This window comes from Rhodopirellula sp. MGV, from assembly GCF_002251265.1.
In the GTDB taxonomy this organism is placed as follows: domain Bacteria; phylum Planctomycetota; class Planctomycetia; order Pirellulales; family Pirellulaceae; genus Stieleria; species Stieleria baltica_A.
Window position 1 is genome coordinate 70,676 of the sequence record NZ_NPDI01000044.1, and the last position, 20,946, is coordinate 91,621.

Here is a 20,946-nt window from a genome sequence, read left to right on the forward strand (position 1 = left end):
TGTCATTCGGCGGTTGGATCTGCAAAACAATCCGACAAGAATGTCTCAACCATACGATTCACTTCCGGAGCAGAAAATGCTGAGCCACCGTGTCCCGCACCGTCGATGAGGTGAAGCTGATTCTGCACGCCAACCTTGTCCAACGCTTCATGCAACGCTTCGCTTTGGTTGGGCGGTACAGTTCCGTCCTTGGTACCGTGAATGATTAGAAACGGTGGATCGTCTTTGTCGATGTAAGTAATCGGATTGACGCGTTTGATGCCATCCGGGTTGGAAAGCACTTCGCCGCCGCCCAGCAAACGGGATTCGGGTGAGCCATCGCGATTGTGGTTTTCGTAGCCTCTCGCAGTGACAAACAGCTGGAAGTCCGTGGGGCCAAAGAAGTCAACGACGGCTTGAACTTTGCTCGATTGGTCTTGCCAACCGCCGGAACCTTCGAGGTCTTTTGCGTCGCCAGATGTTCCGAGTAGGGCAACCAAGTGGCCGCCGGCAGAAGAACCGCCGACCGCGATTCGATCGGGATCGATGTTGTAGTCCTTGGCATGAGCACGCAAATAGCGGATGGCGCATTTGCAGTCTTCGATTTGTGCAGGGAACGGGGCCTCGCCAGTCAAACGGTATTCGATGGTAGCGCCTACAAATCCTTTGCGGACCATTGGCGTGACCTTGGCAACACCGCCGTCTTTGGTCCCCCCCATCCAACCACCTCCATGAATCCAAACGTAAGCCGGCCGTGGCGTCGTACTATCCTTGGGGAGGACAAGATGCATTTTCAAGTCGCGTCCACCGCCGGTTCCAAAGACGACGTCACGTTGAACGATCACATCGCTGGGCACTGTTGGTCTGCCTTGTCGAGGGGGATTGGTATTCGGAGGGCGTCGTGCTTCGAATTCCTTGCGGGTAATCGCCCCACTGCCATCCCGGTCGAGGCGATCAAACAGCCGGGCGGGACCCTTGAATTCCGAACGATTGATTTCGCCATCCTGATTGGCGTCTTCTCTTTGTAGTACTTGGTCAAACGTTGGCCGTGTGCCCGATCGCTGTGGCGGTGCCTGTGCAGAGGCGATTGATCCGTGCATCACGGTACCTAAACAAGCGACTATCGCAAACAATCGAGACGGGCCGTTGAGACGGAAAGGATGAGTCAGAAAAGTCGATGGTTTCATTTGAAGTTCCTCCAAAAGTTGCAACCTGGTTCAGCGACGAAGGTTTCGCACCATGATACCGACAGTTGGAGTACAACGAAAAAACGTGTGCCCCTCTTGCGAAGGACACACGTCAACGACAGGTTCGCGATGTGTCTGGCGACTACGGCAGCATGAGCAGGTCCTCGAGTACCTCATCATCACCGACGGCAAGCAGCAGACTAGCGGTTTCTTCGAAGAGGGCGTCTTCGTACTCCATGTGAATCCCCACCGTCAGGATGAAGGGAATCATGGTTCGTGGGATGTAGCCCATCGGGAGCTCGCCGCTGAAGTAATCGAAGTTGTATTCGCCCGCTTCTTTGAAAATCGTGTGGGTGTGTCCAAAGTGTAGGTAGTAGTGTTTGCGTTTGTAGATATCGTTGCCGTCGGTCCAAAAGGTTGCGGCGACGTCACCGGCCAAGACGAATCGCTGTGTCGAGTCGGTCAATGCTCGACCGCCGGCGTGTGGTTGCTCGATGATTTTATGGAACCAAGAGTCACCGACACGAGGGGCACCAAAGGTCATCAAGCCTTGGACAGGGAGGTTGGCTTGGTACTGAAGTTTGAATGCCAACATTGCCGCACTCGCCCCTCCCAAACTGTGGCCGGTCAGCCAAAGTTTGCGTCCGTTGCTGACTTCCAAAGCGACCTTGGAGAGAACTTCGGGAAAGACGCTAGTCGCGGCGTCCCAGAAACCGCGATGGACACCAACTTCCACATTGTCAATCTTGACCAACTTGACTGCGTGGTCGAGATCCGCATAGTGATCAGCGATATTTGTGAAGCTGCCGGACGTCCCGCGGCAAGCGACAATGACGGCGTTCTCGGTGACAAAAATCGCTCCGTCGGCACCGGTCGTTGAATCATGAAAGCCTTGGACTTCGATCACGCCATGGTTGGCGTACAGTGCGTCCAGGTAGGCGTCGTAATCTTGCTCGCTGAGTTGCGAGTTGTTGTACACCGCCATGCTGAGGTGGGCGAGTAGATAGCGATTGACGAGGTTGCTGCCTTCGTCCATCGCGTTGAAATGATCGAATGCATGGTTCTCGGCGACGGGTAGATACGAGCGACCGAAAATTGGATAGAAAGTCTTCGTCTGGGCCCGCACGGGGCTACCAACCAAAAACGCTGTCGCAAAAACAGTGCAAACCGCAAGCATTCTTTTGAATGTAGAAACGTTCATCGGTCAAAGTCCTGTCGTTGGTGTTGTTGCCACCGGAATCGGCGACTTCGAACAACCAAGCGACAGACAGACCGATGTGTTACCTATGCGTATTGTGTGTGAGTACTATTTGCTGGTGATGACGACGTGATTCCAATACGCCCACTCGTTTTGCCAATTATTGGCCCGGTTTTCCAGAACCAATCGGACGTCTTTCCCTGCGAACTCTGACAGATCCACCGCAACGTCCAGCCACTCGTTCTTGCCAACGGTGTTTGTCGCGACGAGCGTATCGGCCATGAGTTTGTCATTGGCAAGGATGCGCAATTGCCAATCTCCGTGGGGATGATGGCTCACTCGCAGTTTCAGGAGCGTTGCTTTGTTCTCGGGCACCGAAATGGTCCGAGTGAGTTGGCACGGCTGTTCGCGGCTTCCGGGATGCGTTTGCATCGCAGGCTGGTTGCGAAAGCTGGTGTGGTAGAGGATTCCGCCTTCGCCGACATTTTGGACGTCAAATTGCGGGGCGATTTTACCGATGATCGCGTCCGCTTCACTGCTCGAATCGGTATCGGCTGTTCCAGTCGCCAGGCGCCGAGCAACAAACTCTTGCAACTTCGGCATGTCCGAGTTGATGACCAAGTCGATCGCTCGCTGCGGCCAATCGGGGACCATCGGTTCCAAGGCGAACCAATACATTCGCTCCAGATTTGGGTCGTTCGTATCCGACGCATGACTTGCTAAACCGGCGAGCAATTCCCAGCGATCGGTATAGGGCAGACGCATTGCCGCGGATGCCAAATAAAGACGGACAATCGGCGACGGATCCTCGCTAGCCATCTGCACGAAACGTCGCAACGTTTCTGGTTCGATGGGGGGATCAGCGTGGTCAGCGTTTGCCAAGTAGAACGCGTCGACAGTGCTTCGATCACACAGGAGTTGAACCGCCCAGGATCGGACATATTCGTCGTCGTGGTCGAGTTGATCCAACAAACGACTTCGCGAAAGCGTGCCACTCAAATACCAAGCCCACAACGCTCTTAATCGATCGCGAGTGGAAACAGCCGAGCCAAAACGCTCCTGCAATGCTTGTCCAACTGCTTGTTTATTCAATGAGCCAGCAACGGCACGGTGGTGCAACAACACGCGGGCCTGACGGGTGTACCAATCGTTGGGATGGAATTGCAGTTCCACTAGATCCAGGTCATCGAGTGCACGCAGGTTTGGCCTCTCGATTGGTTCCGCCTCTTTGGGCATGACACGATAGATCCGACCGCTATCTGGGAAGTTGATGGCGTTCCCACAGACATCGGTGTCGTGCCAATCCAAAATATAGACACCGCCTTCGGGACCAATTTCAATGCTGAATCCGACCCAAGCCATGTCGTTGGTGGGCATGAAATCATCGCCGTGTTTGCCGATAAAGCTACTGCCGCTCGGCTGCATCATGTCTGTCAGCACGGCATGTTCGTGGATGTTGCACATGAACAATCGATCGTGGTACTGACGCGGGAATGCGTCGGCTAGGTAGAACCTGGCGCCACCATGAGCAGACAAGTGCGTATGATCCCGAATGGTTTTGATGTCGTCGTAGATGTAGGGATTGATGTGTGGCAGGCTTTGTTTGTGATACACGCCGCCTTGTGAGACATGGAACAGGTGCGGAATCACGCAGCAAGTCGCAAATGCTTGGCCGTGCCGATTGAAATCGAAGCCCCAGGGATTCGAGAGACCCCGCGCGAAGACTTCGTACTTCCTCGTGACGGGATGGAAACGCCAGATGCCACCGTCGATGAATTGCCGCTCGGAAGGATCACATCCGGGCTTACCGACTTTTGATTGGGTAAAGACGCCATGGCATCCATACAGCCATCCATCGGGGCCCCAGATGAAGCTGTTGAGTGTCTCGTGTCGATCGTTGATTCCCCAACCGTCCAGCAATGTTTCGGCGGGGCCGTCCGGCACGTCGTCGCCATCAGCGTCGGGGATAAACACGAAGTTCGGCGGTGAACCAAGGTAAACACCACCGAAGCCGACGGCGATTCCGGACGTGAACGTCAGGTCGTCTTTGAACGTTTTCTTTGTATCGAAAACTCCATCGCCGTTCGTGTCTTCCAAGATCTGGATTCGACTGACTTTCTCATCCGTGTGTTCACGTCGTGTGCGATAGTTCAAGTTCTCAACGACCCAGATTCGTCCGCGATCGTCGAAGCAGAATGCGATCGGTTCCGCCAAAGTCGGCTCGGAGGCAAAGACAGAAACGTCGAATCCGTCTGGGATCGACATTTTGTCAACGGCTTCGGAAGGCGTCAAAAATGGAGCGTCGCTCGTACGATGCTGTTGCTTGGGTAAAAGCTGTTGTGCGAACGCGGTCGGCGCCAGGGCGAGTGCGATCGACAGGGCCGAAACGAAACGCCGTTTGGTTCGAACGCAACGGGAAATGAATTGGCTCATTGTTTCACCTCCACTTGGGAACGCGTTTGCATGTACTTGAAAAGGTCGAGAACTTGTTGTGGTTTTAATTGGTCGAGTTGACCGTCCGGCATCATCGATTTGTCGGAAACCTTGCGTGCTTCGATGTCGTCTTTGGAAACGACGAGACGCGGTTGATCGACGGTCTTCAATACAACACGCTGTGAGTCTTCTTCAGCGAGCACACCAGTCAGGATCCGTCCGTCGGCGGTTTGGATGATCTGCGTGCGGTAGCCTTCGGGGACGTCGGCGCTGGGGGCGACGCTGTTGAGTAGGAAGTAATCGAGGTTGGCGCGATTGGATCCGGTCAGGTCCGGACCGACCTTTCCACCGTCACCGTACATTTGGTGACAAGCACCACAGGTTTTCGCAAATACGGTCCGCCCGCGACTAGCGTCGGCTTTCTGCAGCGTTTTGTCGGTGATCAGTGATTTGTATCGTGCGATCGTTGATGCGATATCTTGATCGAGTGACTCGACTTCGCCGAAGGAGCTTGTGAACTGTTTGCCAAGCAGGTCACCCATTGTGCGTGCCACATAGCTGGGGACTTCCGTTCGTTCGACGATTCCTTCATTCATCCATGCGACGAGTTCAATGGCATAGTCTTTACGTGTCGCCAGCGTTTCAACGATGGCACGTTTGGTATCCGCATCTGCAGCTGAATAGAGTCGTTTGAAATAGACGGGGCCAAGTGGCGAACCTGTAATGGAGTAGGCACGAATCGCATCGATTCGTAGGTTGTCCGTTGCAAGCAGCGGTTCAAGTTCGCTCGCCAAACCGTCGTATTGCTGTGTGACGAGAGCAGCTAAGGCTGAACGTCGAAGTTCAATCGAAGCCGCTTCGTCGCGCAAGGTCGCCAGCGATTGAGCAAGTGCTTCGGCATCACCAAAGATCTGCGACAGCCGCTGGACATTGCGCTGCGTTTCGACATCAGCGGAGGTCGATAGTTCTTTGGCAAGCGACTTCCAGCCAGTTGGCGCGGCGACGTTCCGTCGACCTTCGAGCCCGTGCAACATTCCACGAATCAGAGACCGACGAACGGAATCTTTGTGCGTCGATCGCACGGCATCGACGATCAGTTGAAGTCGATCCGTTTCGGAGTCTCGACGCGTGCGTTCTTGTGCGATGCTCTGCAGACAAGGCAGGGCAGGGGACAAGAGCATCAAGCAAAGAATGAGTTTCGACGTTTTCCGCCGGTGTCTTGTGCGGCGGTCACGCCCCAGAGAATGGGTGGTGTGAAGCGTTGATTTGCGGGACATCTGAATCCACAAGGTCGATGCGGGAGGTGCAATGGCGGGATGATAGCGAGACAGGAGGCATACACTATAACCGCTCGTAGGGCGTCGCATCGGCTGTTGTCGCAGACAATGATTCCAGTCTGTCGAATCGTCTGGATGGCGGAGATTATTGCTTCGTCGAGAACCTCAACACGTTCGCTAGACGGATCTACTACAATCGACGACTGTCAGAGGCGGATCCATTTCCAACGCTTGAGTTTGTTCTTTTGAGATTGCTGATGCTCCCTAAAATGAAGTCGTCTTGGTGGTTCGTGGTGTTTTGCATGCCAATTGCAATCGTCGCATGTTCCGGTCGTTGTTGTGTCTCACAAGACGCCGTCGAGTCGCGAACGATCAACCAACGGATCATTCCGCGTTGGATCGATGACACGCATTTTTCGTTCACCGAAGAATTGCCAACGGGTGAGCGTGTGACGAGGCAGGTGGATTGCGAATCGGGTGAGATCGAAACGGTTTCCAGTGAAGATGGCGGACGGCGTGACGCACTTTCTGGTGGTCCACTGCCCGTGTCAGAGACCTCGGCAACAGATTCCGAATTGACGTTTGTCAACGAAGCCGACGAATCGGTCGAGTTGTATTGGTTGGACCAACGCGGGTTTCCCACCAGCTATGGCGATCTCGCTCCCGGCAAAAGCAAAACTCAGCATACCTTCAGCGGGCACGCTTGGATGGTGCGTTCATCCGAAGGCCCTGGTGGAGAACGCAAGTTCTATGGAAGCGTTGTCGCTGGCGCTCGCCCACTGGTAGCGAAAATCAGCAAGACGTTCGATACGCCGGAAAGTTTGACGCCGCGTTCACGCCGACGTTTCCGCGCCCGCACTGCTCCCGGCGGTTCGCCTGATGAATCGATGCGTTTTACCGTCGAACAACAGGACAGTGACGGCGAACGAAGTGCGACGTTGCGCGTGTGGAACGTGGAAGCTTCTCGCGATTCGGCAAAGGATCTATTGACCGTCAACGGGGCGGACTTAGTTGACGTCTCGTGGTCGCCAGATGGAACGTTGCTCGCCGGGTGGAAACTGGTCCGCCACGAGCCCGCAATGGTGACGATGGTCGAGTCGTCGCCGAAAGAAGGAGGCCGAGCAGTCGTGCGCCAGCATGCCTATCGTCTTCCAGGTGATCCCTATGACGACTACGAGCTGTTTGTCATCGATATTGACAAGGGCGAAGCGTTGCCCTGTGAACTACCGGTGGTCGACTTTGGACGTCCGCGAGTGCGTTGGCTTGGCGATCATCAGATCACGTTCGAGAAAGTTGATCGCGGGCATCAGCGTTTTCGGTTGTTCGTTTTCGATCCGTTGACTGGCGAAACGCGAACGCCAATTGATGAATCGACGGAGACATTCATTTGGACAATGCACGGTCCCAACGTCCCACTGGTCAGTTACTTCGGCGAGAGCGACGAAGTGATCTATTCGAGCGAAGCGAGTGGATTTCGCCACCTGTACTTGGTCAACTTGAGCGACAAAGACAGTGCGTTTCATTTTGATCCTCAGTCGTCTTACGATGCGATCGAGCCGTTGGCAATCACCAAAGGCGAGTGGCTGGTACGCAAGATCGAAAGCATTGATGAGGACGCTCGTTCGATCGATTTAATGGTTGGCGGGTTTTACCAAGATCAAGATCCGTATCTCCAGCACCTTGTGCGAGCGACTCTTGACGGCGAATCGTTGGTGCCACTTACGGACGCCAACGGAGATCAATCGTTCGAGTTTTCGCCGAACAAAGATTACTTGGTGACGACGTCTAGCCGGATCGATTCCCCGCCCCTGCATCAACTTCGAAAAACAGAAGACGGGAGTTTGGTTTGCGATTTGGTTCAGGCACAACGCGTCGGGGATGATTCCAATTGGCGTTCTGCCGAGCGTTTTCATACCAAAGGGCGTGACGGCGAGACGGAGATTTGGGGGAATATTTATTTCCCCGAAGGATTCGATCCACAAGCAACCAAACGCTATCCAATTATCGAAGCGATCTACGCGGGACCACATGATTCCCACGTGCCAACACGGTACCTGCACGGAGCGCGTCACCAAGACCTGACTTCACTCGGCTTCGTCGTTGTCCAGATCGATGGGATGGGAACCGCAAACCGATCCAAAGCCTTTCATGATGTGTGCTGGCACAACCTCAAGGACGCGGGTTTTCCTGATCGTATCCAGTGGATCAAAGATGCGGCGGAAAAGTATCCGGCACTTGACGCCAGCCGCGTAGGAATTTTTGGTACTTCCGCCGGTGGGCAAAACGCATGTGGCGCTTTGGTGTTCCATGGCGACTTTTATAAATCGGCATACGCATCGTGTGGGTGCCACGACAACCGGATGGACAAAGCAAGTTGGAACGAACAATGGATGGGCTATCCGGTCGGGCCGCATTATTCGGCGTCTAGTAACATCGACAATGCATCACAATTGCAGGGCAATCTGTTTTTGGTTGTCGGCGAACTCGATTTCAATGTTCCACCAGAATCGACCTATCGATTGGCTGACGCCTTGATCAAAGCGGACAAAGATTTCGACTACTTGGTGGTGCCTTCGATGGGACACAGTGACGGTGGTCGGTATGGAAAACGCAGAATGCGTGATTTCTTTGTCGAAACACTTCAACCACAGGCGGACTGATGCGAGTGAAAAGGCGGATTGAGTGGACAGTGGGTTTAGCGTTTCTGTTGGTTGTCAGTTCGTGGACACCACGGGCGCTCTGCCAGAATAAAACTGTTGGATCCGCCCAATCGTTTGCTTCAGGATTGCCAGCTGAGACGCTGCGAGCGGCAAAGCGTGCCGTTGCAACATTGACAGAAAAAGTCAGCACACGAGGCGGCTACTTGTGGCGTTACTCCGCGGACCTGAGTTTGCGGGAAGGCGAGGGTGTTGTCGAATCCGAAACGGTTTGGGTCCAACCGCCGGGAACGCCGGCGGTCGGCTTGGCGCTAACGCATCTCTACCAAGCGACCGGTGAGCAACAGTTCTTAGACGCTGCGCTCGCTGCCGCAGAGTCACTTCGACAAGGTCAAATGCGAAGTGGCGGTTGGCAGGCCTCGATCGAATTTGAACCCGACCGTCGCAAGCGATGGGCCTATCGCATCGATCCAGAGCATCGCAAAGCCAAAGATCAGTCGAGTCTTGACGACAACAAGACTCAGTCTGCTTTGTTGTTTCTGATCACGTTGGACGAGACGTTGCGGTTCCAGAACGAAGCGGTCCACGAAGCAGCTTTGTACGGCCTCGACGGACTTCTCGGTCAGGGGCAGTTTGCAAACGGCGGATTTCCGCAGGTTTGGACCGACCAAAAAACAGTCGATCATTCGGCACCGAAGCGGCAAGCAAGTTATCCGAATGACTGGCCAAGGGAGTATCTCGGGCATCAACAGTACTGGTATCGGTTCACGTTGAACGATCATTTGGCCCGTGACACGATGGCGGTGCTGTGGGAGGCGGATCGGATCTATGGGGATGATCGGTATCGCGAATCGGCCGTCCGCCTTGCTGACGCATTGCTTGCCGCCCAGATGCCTGATCCACAGCCCGCCTGGGCTCAACAGTACAACGCGGAAATGCAACCGATTTGGGCTCGGAAGTTCGAACCTCCGGCGATCACGACGAGTGAGTCATTTGGTGTGATCGATACTCTGTTGGATGTCTACCAACAAACAGGCGACAAGAAGTACTTGGCGCCGATCCCCCAAGCGTTGCAGTACTTGAAAACGTGCGAACTGAATGATGGTCGAGTCGCAAGGTTCTATGAACTAAAGACGAATCGCCCTTTGTACTTCGACCGGCAATACAGATTGACGTACGACGACGGTGATTTGCCCACGCACTACGGATTTAAACTCAATAGCAAAGTGGATGCCCTGCAGCGACGCTATCGGAAAATAATCGCGAGCGGACCACTTAGTGGTGTTCCAACGCGTCGTGTTTCCGATCAAAAGGTACGTCAGTTAATCGATCGTCAGCGTGAGGACGGACTTTGGGTTTCCAGCGGCGGTATGCGTTATCACAAATCGGACGGACCGTCGATCGATATGCGTGAAGTGGTCGAGAACCTTGAAACGATGGCAGCGTATTTGAAGGTCCACGCATCCGCCCAGTGAACGACAGTCGTGGAACTACAGTCGTGAAATATCCAAACCGGCGAACGTCCCCACTCGCTTGAAATCGTCCAGCACCTCGCTGGCAGTTTCGAAGCGGTTCTCCGGTTGCCGGTCGATCAATCGCATGACCAAGTCACTCAGCCGCTCATCCATGCCAATCTGCGAAGCGACCGGTGCGACGGGTTTATCGTGGTTGATGGATCGAATCCAATCGCCGATCGACGTTGCGGCGTAAGGTGGGTTCCCGGTCAGCAAAGCGAACATGGTCGCGCCCAGTCCGTAAAAGTCACTACGTCGGTCCAAGCTGGTTGCATCCATCACGCGTTCTGGGGCGAGATAGCCGAGTTCGCCAATGATGTCCCCCGGCTTCGTCAATTGCGATGCGTCAGTCGATTCCAGGGCTTTGGCGAACACCAAATCGCTGAGCATGTACACATTGTCTTCATCGCGGCGGAGGATATTCGCGGGCGTGATATTGCGATGGACGATTCCGTGTTGCGACGCGGCAACGAGTGCGCGTGCGATATGAAGCCCACAGCGGAATGCTTCGCGCCAATCGAGTGTGCCGCCGATCCCGATCCGTTCGATCAATTTTGCGGCGCTGGTTCCTTCGACCCATTGCAAAGCCGCCCAGCAATAGCGGCCTTTCTTGCCAGCGTTGTAAAGCTTGACGATATGGTCGTGTTCGATCGGTAGAACGGTTTTCATCGCACGGATGAAACGCTCGCGTTGATCATCAGTCGCTGTCATCTGTGGAAGCAAGACTTTGACGGCAACGTCACGATCGCGTTTGCTGTCGTAACCACGAAACATCGCACTGTTTCGACCGATTGTGATCAGGTCTTTCAAGACGTAGTGATGCAAGGTCTGGCCGACCAATTCGGTGACACCGCCGATCGGAACCGGTTCATCATTGGGGATGGTATCGGGGGTCGTCGTAAAGCGAACCGTTGGTTGGTCTTGCTGTGTTCCGTTTTCGATTCGCAGGATCGATTCGCCGATTCGTAGCACGGACCCGGGGCGAAGTCGACGAGGCTGGTCGATCGGTTCACCGTCCACCAAGGTTCCGCCCGCACCACCACGGTCGATGACGACGGGAGTGGAATCGTCCACGCGAATTTCGCAGTGAATGCGACTGACTTTTGGGTCGCGTATTTTGGTGTCGCTATCGCTGCCTCGGCCAACCAGTAGCGGCTGACTATCGGCGAGTAAGAATTCGCGGCCTTGATCAGGCCCTTCCGAGACGACCAGTTTCCAGTGTGGGTTCATCGTGTTGCCTATTCAGTTTCCAACGGGGGCGAATCGAACGTCGCGGAGCGATCAATCAATCCGTAGATTTTGTGTTCAAATTCAGTCAATTGACGGGTCAGGCGTTTCTCTGCCTGTTCGATCAAGCTTTGCAAAGTTGGCTCGTCGGGAAGAGCCGGATCGGTATCAGACTGGGCGACTTGACGGAGAAACTTGACGAGTCGCGAAGGAGCGTTGACATCGTTTTCGAACGCCAGTTCAGCAGCATGAATTGAAAGGTGAATTGCCAGTTGTGGGTCGTCATCTGCGAATTCGATCGCGGCGTCCGTCAAGCGTTCGATTTCGAACTGATCTTTCGTCGTGTCGCGAGAAAGTCTTGCGCCGGCGAACCGTCGTGCTCCGTTGCGTTCGACTTCCAAGAGATTTTGCAGTCTTGCGACTTTGCTCTGGGATTGGACGAGAGCGACGCCCAGGATGATCAATAGCACGACCAACAACAGCGCCATGCTGCCGGAAACACTCGCAAGCAATACGTGGCGACGGACCGCGTGTCGAATCCTTTGTACGATTCCTGGAGGTTTAGCGTGGATCGGTTGACCGTTTAGAAATCGGTGAAGGTCATCCGCCAGATCATGTGCGGTCGCGTAGCGATCGGCTGGAGCCTTGGCGAGACATTTCAGTGTGATGGTTTCGAGATCATGTGGGATACCAGAAAAGAACTGGCTAGGTGGAACCGGATCTTTGGTCATCACTTGGGCGACAACGTCGATCGGAGACGGTGCCAGAAATGGCGGCCGATCGGTCATCATCGCGTAAAGCACTGCACCAATTGAATAGACATCCGACGCAGGACCAATCGTCGCGTCGGCGCCTCCGGCTTGTTCGGGAGGCATGTAATGTGGCGTGCCAATCAGTTCGCCGCTGGTGGTCAATTGGCTTTGGGCAGACAGTAATTTGCAAACGCCAAAATCGGTCAGACGCGGATTTCCTTCACGGTCGATCAAGATGTTGGCAGGTTTAATATCGCGATGGATGATCCCTTGGTCATGGGCGTGGGCGATCGCGGTGGCAACCGCCTGCGCGATGCGGGCCGCATGCGTCGGGTGCAAAGGACCGTCTTGCAGGGTTGCCGCAAGGCTTTTGCCATCGACGTATCCCATTGAGAAATAGGGGCACCCGTCGTGCGAGCCGACTTCATAGACGGGCACGATTCCGGGGTGGTCCAATGCTCCGGCGGCACGGGCTTCGTTTTCAAATCGCTTTCGCTCTGCATCGTTCGCGACGTTGCTTTCAAGGATCATCTTGAGTGCGACGAAGCGGTTCAGCGGTTGCTGTTTGGCGAGGAAAACGACGCCCATTCCCCCGCGAGCGATCTCACGCACGATCTCATATTCGTCGATATGTTGACCAGCGACGGGGAACCTCCTCTCGCCGCATCGGCCGTTCCCGGACGGCGTGGGGGTAGGTGCATCCAGATCGAAGCTGGCTGAACCGGTATCGGTCAAGCCGGGTGTGCCGTGCTCGGTAGGGGCATCCAATTGGTCGTCGGTGTGCGGATCGTCCACAGTGCCAAACGATGAGAGGCGTCACAAAGGTGGTGGGCCGTCAATCCGCAGCCCACCTGTCAGTAAACGCAGTTTATCAAAGTCCGAAGATAGCCGTACAAGTGCGAGGCGGGTATGGCGCGTCGCGATTCACAAAACATTCATTGGTGAGCGAAGAGAATGGATGGATCGGAACGGTCGGGGAAAGAATCCGGTCGCGATCAAGAGGGGCCGCCAACAACGGATGGGTGCGGAGTTTGGCGGTAACGTGCCGGGCCTTTGGCCCTTTGTGATTCGTTTTTATTGATGCCCCAGGCCGTTGGCCTGGGCTGGGTAATTGGCTGGACCTTCGGCCCACGTTTGGGACGGGGATCGTTTTAGGGGCGAAGCCACGACCGGCCAAATCGGTGGCGATGTGCGTTTGGATAAGATGCGGGGCGGTAACGTGCCGGGCCTTTGGCCCTCTGTGAATTGTTTTGCTTGGTATCCCAGGCCGTTGGCCTGGGCTAGGTAATTGGCCGGGGCTTCGCCCCTAAAACGGTGTTGCATTTTTGGGCCGAAGGTCCAGCCGGTTACCTAGCCCGGTCCGCAGGGCCGGGTAAAGGTCGCCACAAAAATCCTGTAGGGCCGAAGGCCCGGCCGGTTACTGGTCATCGACGGCCTGGCGAATGGTCGCTTTGATGCGCTGCTTGGCCGTGTCGCTCAAATCAGGGGCGTTGTCTTCTGGAACGCGTAGGTGCCCCTTTCGGCTGGCCGCGACGACCAGATCCAAATCGCGTTCGAGCTTGCAGCATCGGCCGCAAGACAACTTGTGTCCGCGGAGTGCCGCGCGCTCGTGGAATTCCAGGGGCCGATCGTGAGAGTCTGACATCAGATGGGACGCTTCCTCACAGTGGAGCGTCAGGACCATTTGAATCCGTTTCAGCAGCGTGAAGAGTTTGGCTTTCAAGACTTCGTTGAATTGGATTGGTCAAACCAGCGGACGTTAAGGCATTCGCGGAGCGCGAGCCGACACCGGCTGAGACGCATCGAAAGGTTGGTCGCTCCGATGCCTAGCAATTCACGAATTTCCTGGGGTGAATGCTGGTTAATTTCTCGCAAGATAAACACTTCCGCCAATTTGTTTGGAAGCCGATCGACGCAACCGTGAAACGTTTCCCAAAACTCGTCCGCTTCAAATAACGCCTCAGGATTATCGCGGTACGTCGATGGTGACGGCTGCCCGTCGGGTGTACGATCGAGTGGTTGTTCGGAAACGCGGCGATTCTGAACGCGAAAATGATCGGCGACTTTGTTCTTCAGGATTGCAAACAGCCAAGTCGACAGGGTCGCTTCATTACGGAATTTCTTTCCGCCAGCGATCGCAGCAAGAAACGTCTCTTGCACCAACTCTTCGGCGACCGCTTCTTGACCGGTACGCGCGAAAGCAAATCGGAAGAGTGCGTTTCCGAATCGGTCCACACATTGTTCCAGAACGTCGGCCACGTCGCTGTCCAGACTTGCGATTCCGTTCTTAGTGTTCATGCGTCCTGAACTTTGGAAAGCGAAAAGAAATGACCGAATGCGTGTGAATTCTGATCGGCACATGCGACCAATCATTCAAAAGGTCACAGACCAGAGTGCGGTTGCTAAACCAATAGCTATCTAAACACGGCAACCGCCATCACGGGGTAATAGTCTTCTTATTCCTTTAGGGGCGGACTTGTTTGATGAAACGACGTCATTTGCAAAGCCTAATCTCGCGACGTGTCAGCCGTAAAGCATCCTCCGGCAAGAATTCCATTCGCCGGGTGTTGCAAGTCCAAACGATGGAAACACGCAATATGCTGGCAGCGGAGACGCTGCGTATCACGATTGAGAATCTGTCAGACGAAAACGGACTGGCACAAACTCCATTTTGGATTGCGGCACATGATGGGACATTTCAAACGGCGGCTCTCGGACAACCGGCAGCAAACTTCACAGGTCTCGAACAACTTGCCGAAGAAGGCGACACCAGTGGAATCGCAGCGAGATTTGCCAGCGATTCCAACGGACACGATGCGGTAATCGCGGCGCCTTCTGGATTCCCAGGGGCACCGGTGTTTGAACCCTATGAAATTGCCGTCGCCCCACTATTTTTGTCGGACACGACGACGGAACGTTACTTCAGTTACGCATCGATGGTGATCCCGTCCAACGACGCTTTCATCGCGAACTTGGATCCGATGGCGATTGAGCTATTTGACGCCACCGGTCAATTTACCGGAGCGCGTTCGATCGTCATCTACGGAAGCGATGTTTATGACGCGGGGACCGAAGTCAACGATGCCAGTGGCGGGGCGGCATTCTCAACCCTCGGCGGTACCGGCGTTGATGAAGGGGGCGTCGTCATGCACCACAGCGGTTTGGACGAATTCGTTGGTACCGGATTGCCGACCGGTGATGACTTGGGGCGGGCGTTCGCGCCCCAAACACCAATCGCCCGGATCACCATCGCATTGGATTCCGATCCTCAGTCTCCGTTTGATCATTCAGGACCGAAGGTCCGATTTCATGCCGATCAGCTGAAAACGATGTCGACCCACCACGCCATACAAGTCACCTACAGTGATCCCTCAGGTGTCGACCTGACAAGCATTGATCCATCTGACATTCGTGTGATCGGGCCTTTGTTGACGACGTTGAATGTCGATTCGGTGACGACTGACGCTTTACCAGGAACGACGCCACACGAAGTCACCGCGACGTACCATCTCTCCACGCACGACGGCTCGTTCGATCCGCTTGACAACGGGACGTACAGCGTCGCGTTGCTCGGTAACCAGGTGAACGATCCCTTCGGTCACAGTGCCTCTCCAATGCACCTAGGTGAATTCGGTGTTGATATCCCAATGCGTTTGAATGTCTCATTCGAGAATTTGAGTGATTCCGACGGGCTGTTCAACACACCGGTTTGGGTCGGGACTCACGATGGGAATTTCCGTGTCGGGCTGAGTGGAGTAGCCGCATCGAACTTTGCTGGCCTGGAAGCTGTTGCCGAAGAAGGCGACGTCAGTGGGCTACGAAACCGGTTTGCTTCACAATCCAACGGAGTCGACGGGGTGTTGTTTGCACCAGACGGATTCCCCGGTGCTCCGATTTTTGAACCCGGCGAAACGGTCAGCGAGAGTCTTGAAATTGCGAATCCGCTGCGTCAACGTTTCTTCAGCTACGCAAGTATGATCATCCCGTCTAACGATGCGTTTATCGCGAACTTTGATCCGCGTGGAATAGAGTTGTTCGATGCGTTTGGTCAATTCAGAGGAACGCAGACATTTACCGTTTATGGGCGTGATATTTGGGATGCTGGGACAGAAGTGAACGATCCCGCAGGCGGCGCCGCTTTCTCGACTGGAGGCGGTACGGCGGTTGATGAAGGTGGCGTGATCCATCGCCACGTCGGGCTTGATGACTTCGTCGGCGGTGGGTTGGCTACAGGCGAGGACTTAGGGTTTGCATTTGATTCGCTGACTCCGATCGGTCGATTCACCATTTCGATGGAAGGTCACCCGGCAACGCCGCAAGATCACACTGGGCCGATGGCAACATTGGACGCAAGTGATTTGTTGACGTCTGGTCAAAGTACTCATCACGTGCAAGTGGTCTACACTGATCCGTCAGGGATAGACGTGAGCAGCATTGATGTCGACGACCTGCATCTGCTTGGGACCGGCGCGGATAATTTGGAAGTCGTCGGCGTGACAACGGACGCAGTCCAAGGGCAGAACAACCATCGAGTCGTTGCAACCTACGAAATTGCGTCGAAGCTTGGCGACACGGTAACTCCTCGCGACAACGGGCTTTATTTTGTTAGCGTCCGCGACGGAGAAGTCGCCGATTCGATCTCGAACACGTCCGATGCGAATTCCTTGGGTTCGTTTGAAGTTTACTTGCCCGTGTCACTTGAGATCACTCTCGAAAATCTGTTGCCGAGCGGTGGACTATCGCAGACGCCGTTCTGGATTGGAGTTCACGATGGTGGTTTCAAGGTCGCGACAGCGGGGCAAGCGGCGGCTGATTTCGGCGGTCTGGAAATGATTGCCGAAGAAGGCGATCCGACGATGTTGTCTTTACGGTTTCAAGATGAAACGCAAGGCATGGAAACGGTTGTGACCGCGCCAGACGGATTCCCGGGAGCACCGATCTTAGAACCGAATGAAGTCACGACGGGAATGCTGGATGTCTTCAACACCAACCAGAATCGATTCCTCAGCTACGCCAGCATGGTGATTCCGTCCAACGATGCTTTCGTTGCCAACCTGAATTCGAGAGCAATTGAGCTGTTCGATGCCCAAGGATTTTTTAGAGGCCCCCAAACGATTACGGTCTATGGTCGTGATATTTGGGATGCTGGAACCGAAGTCAATGATCCGGCGGGCGGCGCGGCATTCACAGTCGCTGGAGGAAGCTCGGTCGATGAGTCTGGCGTGATCCATCGACATAGTGGACTTGCGGATTTTATCGGTGCGGAACTTCCCACGGGCGGAACCTTGATGTCGGCATTCAATGCTTCGACACCTATCGCGCGTTTAACGATCGGAATGGCTGGTTCAACGCAGGTCCCTGTCGATCATCAAGGACCGACAGCCGAAGCGATGGCAAGTGATGTCACGCTAGCTGGAACCGATACGCACGAGGTGCACGTGACCTATCGTGATCCGTCGGGCATCGATTTATCAACCATCGATCCACACGACATCATGGTGGTCGGGCCATTGAACCACTCCTTGGAAGTCGTCGACGCGATGATCGATCCGGCGGCTGCGTCTGGCGATACTTCTGTATCGGTCGTCTACCGAGTGAAACCCATGGATGGCCCGTTCACGGCGCGTGACAACGGGAACTATTTCGTCACCGTCCGCAGTGGCGAAGTGAGCGACACGTTCGGGCAAGCGACACAGGCAACTTCCGTCGGTGACTTTGCGGTGGACGTTGGGGTGCGATTGCAAATTTCAATCGAGTCACTGACCGAAAGCAACGGGCTTTATCTCAGCCCATTTTGGGTAGGATTGCACGAAGGCGGGTTTGAACTTGCCCGAGGGGGGATGCCGGCATCGCAATTCGCCGGTATCGAAATGCTTGCCGAACAAGGCAACTCCGGCGTGCTTTCGGATCGGTTCATGGACGAATCTGATGGCGTTGAAACCGTTGTCACTGCGCCGGCAGGTTTTCCTGGGTTGCCCGTTTTTGATCCGGGAGAAGTCGCGAGCCAGGTTATCGAAGTGCGGCAATCGTACATGAATCGCTTCCTATGCTTCGCGAGCATGGTGGTTCCATCCAATGACGCTTTTGTCGCCAATCGCAACCCGCGGCAATACGAGCTGTTCGATCCACAAGGCAACTTTCATGGCGCAAGACAGATCACGTTGTATGGCCGGGACGTGTTGGACAGTGGCACCGAAGTCAACGATCCTGATGGTGGTGCCGCGTTCACGTTGAGTGGGGGTATGTCTGTCGATGAAAATGGTGTGATCCACACTCACGACGGCTTGGACGAATTCATCGGCGCCGATTTACCGACCGGAAATGCGCTGGGAACTGCGTTTACTTCGCAATCGCCGATTGTTCGCATCACAATTTCGCTGTTCGATCCGGAAGCCGACGTTTGTACCGGCGTGCTCTCCGCTTGCTCCGTTCGCAGTGTTTCACTGCAAAACGCGGCACTGAAAGCAGACGTCAATCGCGACGGGAAAGTCTCACCCTTGGATGCTCTGTTGATCATCAATTTCTTGGGACGCTCCGGAAGGACAGATACCATCGCTGACGAAGCCCAAGCGACCGGATTGGCACTGGACGTGGCCGGTGACGAGGTGATCAGTCCGATGGACGCATTGACGGTGATCAATGAGCTCGCACGTTTGCTTTCGTCCAACAGTGCACAAGGCGAAGCAATTGATTCGGTTTTTGCGGATCCCGAATTTGGCAGCGGGCTGTTGTCGGAGGACAAGTCGGATGACGACATCGAACTCGAACTCGAGTCATCGTTGTTCTGAGCGAGATTAGCAACAATTCGTTTGCTGGACCGAGTGTCAAAGTCAGCGAAGGCTGAATCTCTGGCACATCCCGCACGGTTTGCGCCATCCGTGGAGTCTCTGATGGTCCGTGTCGATTCCACGCCGATTCATTTCGGTGAGGGGCGACCCTCGACCGTTATCCATGAAGACGTTTCTGGCGAAGTGCGTTCCCCGACGCGACTTCGATGGCTCTTCGATTGAAATCTCTGACTGATGCGTCCGGTCGCTTTTGGCGATGGGGCGGTAGGTACTGTTACGCTATGACCCGAAATCCGTTCTTAACAGGATTGCGAAACCCGTCCAATGAACCTGTTGGACAAAACCGTTTGTTTGATTCGAAGTTGTTTGACTCGCAGGCACAAGAAACCTTTTCGTACACAACGTCGAATCGGTTTCGCAGACCAATTGGCGAATCGATCAAAGGTGCTGGAAGAGATTTCCAACCACAAGATGAAGCTGATGACGACGGGATCAATCCGGCCGTCCGTGTCAGTCAAAAAGTTTTCTCGATCACGCCCGCGACATCACAGATGGAGCGACATGTCGAAATCACTTTCGATGTGACGTTGACAAACGTTGGCAACGAGCCGCTGGTGCAATCACATCTGACGATGGACTTCGATGCCTGTTTCGGCAATGCCTATGTCGGCTTGGTACGCCGCCCGCGATTGGTTCGGTCTGACGCTGTCCGCGCAGCGACAGTGAACCCGAATTATGACGGGACATCGTTGGCACCGGCAATCTTGCGGCGCGGCGTCGGATTTGAAAACCGGCTGGCACCGAATGAAGCGGTAACGTTTCGGTTAACGGTCGAGGCCGACCCGCAGATGTTGGGTGCTCGATTGGTCGATGATCAATTGGTCGCGACCGCAAAAGCGGAAGCGATGGGACAAACGTCCCATTTGATCGTCGCTGACCAGTCGACGTTGAAATTAGATCTATCGGATCATCCCAGTGATGGCGAACTCCAGGAGTCTCTGCACTCCGAGCAGGAAACGTTTCGCAACCCCACGCCCCAACTGGCAATCGATAAACAAGTTCTGTCTGCCGATCGTACCGGACTGTTTACGAATTTGACCGTTCAAATTCAGATCAAAAACACCGGGCATGTTGCCGTACAGAACATTCGCTTGACCGACGATTCCGCAAAAACATTTGGCGACCGATTCGACGACCTTTTATTCGGACCGTTCATCGTACATTCAAACGCGACAAAGACACCGCGATTGAAGCGAGTCGTTAGCGACGGTGAACTGTTTGACGGGGTGAGCGGAGAGATTGAACCCGGGCAGTCAATCACGTTGCAATTTGTATTGCGGTTGAAAAACGGAACAGGGCAGTGTGGAGCCGTTTTAAATAATCAATTGCAAGTGTCTGGCGAAGTTGGCAGCTCGCGAAAGTTGCAACCCGTCAATCGATTCGAGTCGACCGAAAAGATTGCTTCGACCGTATCAGCGACCGCCTTTTTTACGTTCGATGGCTATGACTCTGGCCAATACCCAACTTGGTCACATCTGATTGGAGAGGTAACCGGGAAGCTGACCCCACAATCACGCTTCGGAAATGATCCGTCACGATATGGGACGGATCATGCGATTCAGAATCGTCGGCTTCAAATGGAGCTTCCGCAGCTGAATGCGGGATCGCGTTTTCTTGGTGGATCGCGTCCCGGTGCGAAGATCGTAGTGGCCATTCACGACAAGAATGGCGGTTTGGTCGAGTCATTGACCGGATACGCAAATCATCTGGGACATTGGCAGGTCAGTTCCAGCCAACGGATAAGCCAAAAAACGGTCCAGGTTCATTTTCAGGAAAGTGTTGACTCCCGCAAAATGATCCCGGACCGTGTTGCCGGTCGCTCGTTCGGATTCAGCGCCAGTTGTTGCATGAGTTTTCAGAAAAACTCACGCTAA

Annotated in this window: 12 protein-coding genes; 4 read left to right on the forward strand and 8 right to left on the reverse strand. The window is 54.6% G+C overall.

Annotation, left to right across the window (positions count from 1 at the left end; translation table 11 throughout):
* Positions 1-2: 2 nt before the first annotated feature.
* The 4 genes from CGZ80_RS16105 to CGZ80_RS16120 all read right to left on the reverse strand — a co-directional run bounded on the left by CGZ80_RS16105 (position 3) and on the right by CGZ80_RS16120 (position 5,978).
* The gene (locus CGZ80_RS16105) at positions 3-1,166 is read right to left on the reverse strand and encodes an alpha/beta hydrolase (protein WP_233148465.1); all 1,164 of its coding nucleotides are present in this window, start codon (positions 1,164-1,166) and stop codon (positions 3-5) included.
* A gap of 142 nt (positions 1,167-1,308) precedes the next feature.
* The gene (locus CGZ80_RS16110; protein WP_094416254.1) at positions 1,309-2,367 is read right to left on the reverse strand and encodes a lipase family protein; all 1,059 of its coding nucleotides are present in this window, start codon (positions 2,365-2,367) and stop codon (positions 1,309-1,311) included.
* 105 nt (positions 2,368-2,472) lie between these two features.
* Entirely contained in the window at positions 2,473-4,797 is a 2,325-nt protein-coding gene (locus CGZ80_RS16115) for a PVC-type heme-binding CxxCH protein (protein WP_094416256.1), read from the reverse strand.
* Positions 4,794-5,978 carry a c-type cytochrome gene (locus tag CGZ80_RS16120; protein WP_158222726.1) on the reverse strand — a complete coding sequence of 395 codons (1,185 nt, stop codon included), beginning with the start codon at positions 5,976-5,978 and terminating at the stop codon, positions 4,794-4,796. Before CGZ80_RS16120 ends, CGZ80_RS16115 begins: the two co-directional genes overlap by 4 nt.
* Positions 5,979-6,376: 398 nt before the next feature.
* Between CGZ80_RS16120 and CGZ80_RS16125 the strand changes: the two genes are divergently transcribed.
* A complete protein-coding gene (locus CGZ80_RS16125; protein ID WP_158222727.1) occupies positions 6,377-8,734 on the forward strand; it encodes a prolyl oligopeptidase family serine peptidase in 2,358 nt (785 codons plus the stop codon).
* The gene (locus CGZ80_RS16130) at positions 8,734-10,206 is read left to right on the forward strand and encodes a pectate lyase (RefSeq protein WP_094416262.1); all 1,473 of its coding nucleotides are present in this window, start codon (positions 8,734-8,736) and stop codon (positions 10,204-10,206) included. Before CGZ80_RS16125 ends, CGZ80_RS16130 begins: the two co-directional genes overlap by 1 nt.
* A 15-nt stretch (positions 10,207-10,221) precedes the next feature.
* On the opposite strand, the gene CGZ80_RS16135 is transcribed toward CGZ80_RS16130, so the two are convergent.
* The 4 genes from CGZ80_RS16135 to CGZ80_RS16150 all read right to left on the reverse strand — a co-directional run bounded on the left by CGZ80_RS16135 (position 10,222) and on the right by CGZ80_RS16150 (position 14,522).
* Entirely contained in the window at positions 10,222-11,475 is a 1,254-nt protein-coding gene (locus tag CGZ80_RS16135; RefSeq protein ID WP_094416264.1) for an FHA domain-containing serine/threonine-protein kinase, read from the reverse strand.
* Between the two features lie 8 nt (positions 11,476-11,483).
* Positions 11,484-13,019, reverse strand: a complete 1,536-nt coding sequence (locus CGZ80_RS16140) for a serine/threonine-protein kinase (protein ID WP_094416266.1) — start codon at positions 13,017-13,019, stop codon at positions 11,484-11,486.
* 622 nt (positions 13,020-13,641) lie between these two features.
* Complete coding sequence (locus tag CGZ80_RS16145) at positions 13,642-13,947, reverse strand: hypothetical protein (RefSeq protein WP_094416268.1); 306 nt, start codon at positions 13,945-13,947, stop codon at positions 13,642-13,644.
* Complete coding sequence (locus CGZ80_RS16150; RefSeq protein WP_158222729.1) at positions 13,944-14,522, reverse strand: sigma-70 family RNA polymerase sigma factor; 579 nt, start codon at positions 14,520-14,522, stop codon at positions 13,944-13,946. The genes CGZ80_RS16145 and CGZ80_RS16150 overlap by 4 nt, the downstream gene beginning before the upstream one ends.
* A gap of 185 nt (positions 14,523-14,707) precedes the next feature.
* Here CGZ80_RS16150 and CGZ80_RS16155 point away from each other — a divergent pair, with 185 nt between their 5' ends.
* Together CGZ80_RS16155 and CGZ80_RS16160 are read left to right on the forward strand one after the other, a co-directional pair.
* Positions 14,708-19,012 carry a spondin domain-containing protein gene (locus CGZ80_RS16155; RefSeq protein ID WP_094416272.1) on the forward strand — a complete coding sequence of 1,435 codons (4,305 nt, stop codon included), beginning with the start codon at positions 14,708-14,710 and terminating at the stop codon, positions 19,010-19,012.
* A gap of 281 nt (positions 19,013-19,293) precedes the next feature.
* Positions 19,294-20,946, forward strand: coding sequence for a hypothetical protein (locus CGZ80_RS16160; protein ID WP_094416274.1), 1,653 nt, complete (start codon positions 19,294-19,296; stop codon positions 20,944-20,946).

Excerpts from the sequence above, each read along its gene's own strand:
- CGZ80_RS16105 (WP_233148465.1), bottom strand. The coding sequence starts at position 1,166 with ATGAAACCATCGACTTTTCTGACTCATCCTTTCCGTCTCAACGGCCCG.
- CGZ80_RS16115 (WP_094416256.1), bottom strand. The coding sequence starts at position 4,797 with ATGAGCCAATTCATTTCCCGTTGCGTTCGAACCAAACGGCGTTTCGTT.
- CGZ80_RS16135 (WP_094416264.1), bottom strand. The coding sequence starts at position 11,475 with ATGAACCCACACTGGAAACTGGTCGTCTCGGAAGGGCCTGATCAAGGC.
- CGZ80_RS16160 (WP_094416274.1), top strand. The coding sequence starts at position 19,294 with ATGACCCGAAATCCGTTCTTAACAGGATTGCGAAACCCGTCCAATGAA.
- CGZ80_RS16150 (WP_158222729.1), bottom strand. The coding sequence starts at position 14,522 with ATGAACACTAAGAACGGAATCGCAAGTCTGGACAGCGACGTGGCCGAC.
- CGZ80_RS16125 (WP_158222727.1), top strand. The coding sequence starts at position 6,377 with ATGCCAATTGCAATCGTCGCATGTTCCGGTCGTTGTTGTGTCTCACAA.
- CGZ80_RS16130 (WP_094416262.1), top strand. The coding sequence starts at position 8,734 with ATGCGAGTGAAAAGGCGGATTGAGTGGACAGTGGGTTTAGCGTTTCTG.
- CGZ80_RS16110 (WP_094416254.1), bottom strand. The coding sequence starts at position 2,367 with ATGAACGTTTCTACATTCAAAAGAATGCTTGCGGTTTGCACTGTTTTT.
- CGZ80_RS16155 (WP_094416272.1), top strand. The coding sequence starts at position 14,708 with ATGAAACGACGTCATTTGCAAAGCCTAATCTCGCGACGTGTCAGCCGT.
- CGZ80_RS16120 (WP_158222726.1), bottom strand. The coding sequence starts at position 5,978 with ATGCTCTTGTCCCCTGCCCTGCCTTGTCTGCAGAGCATCGCACAAGAA.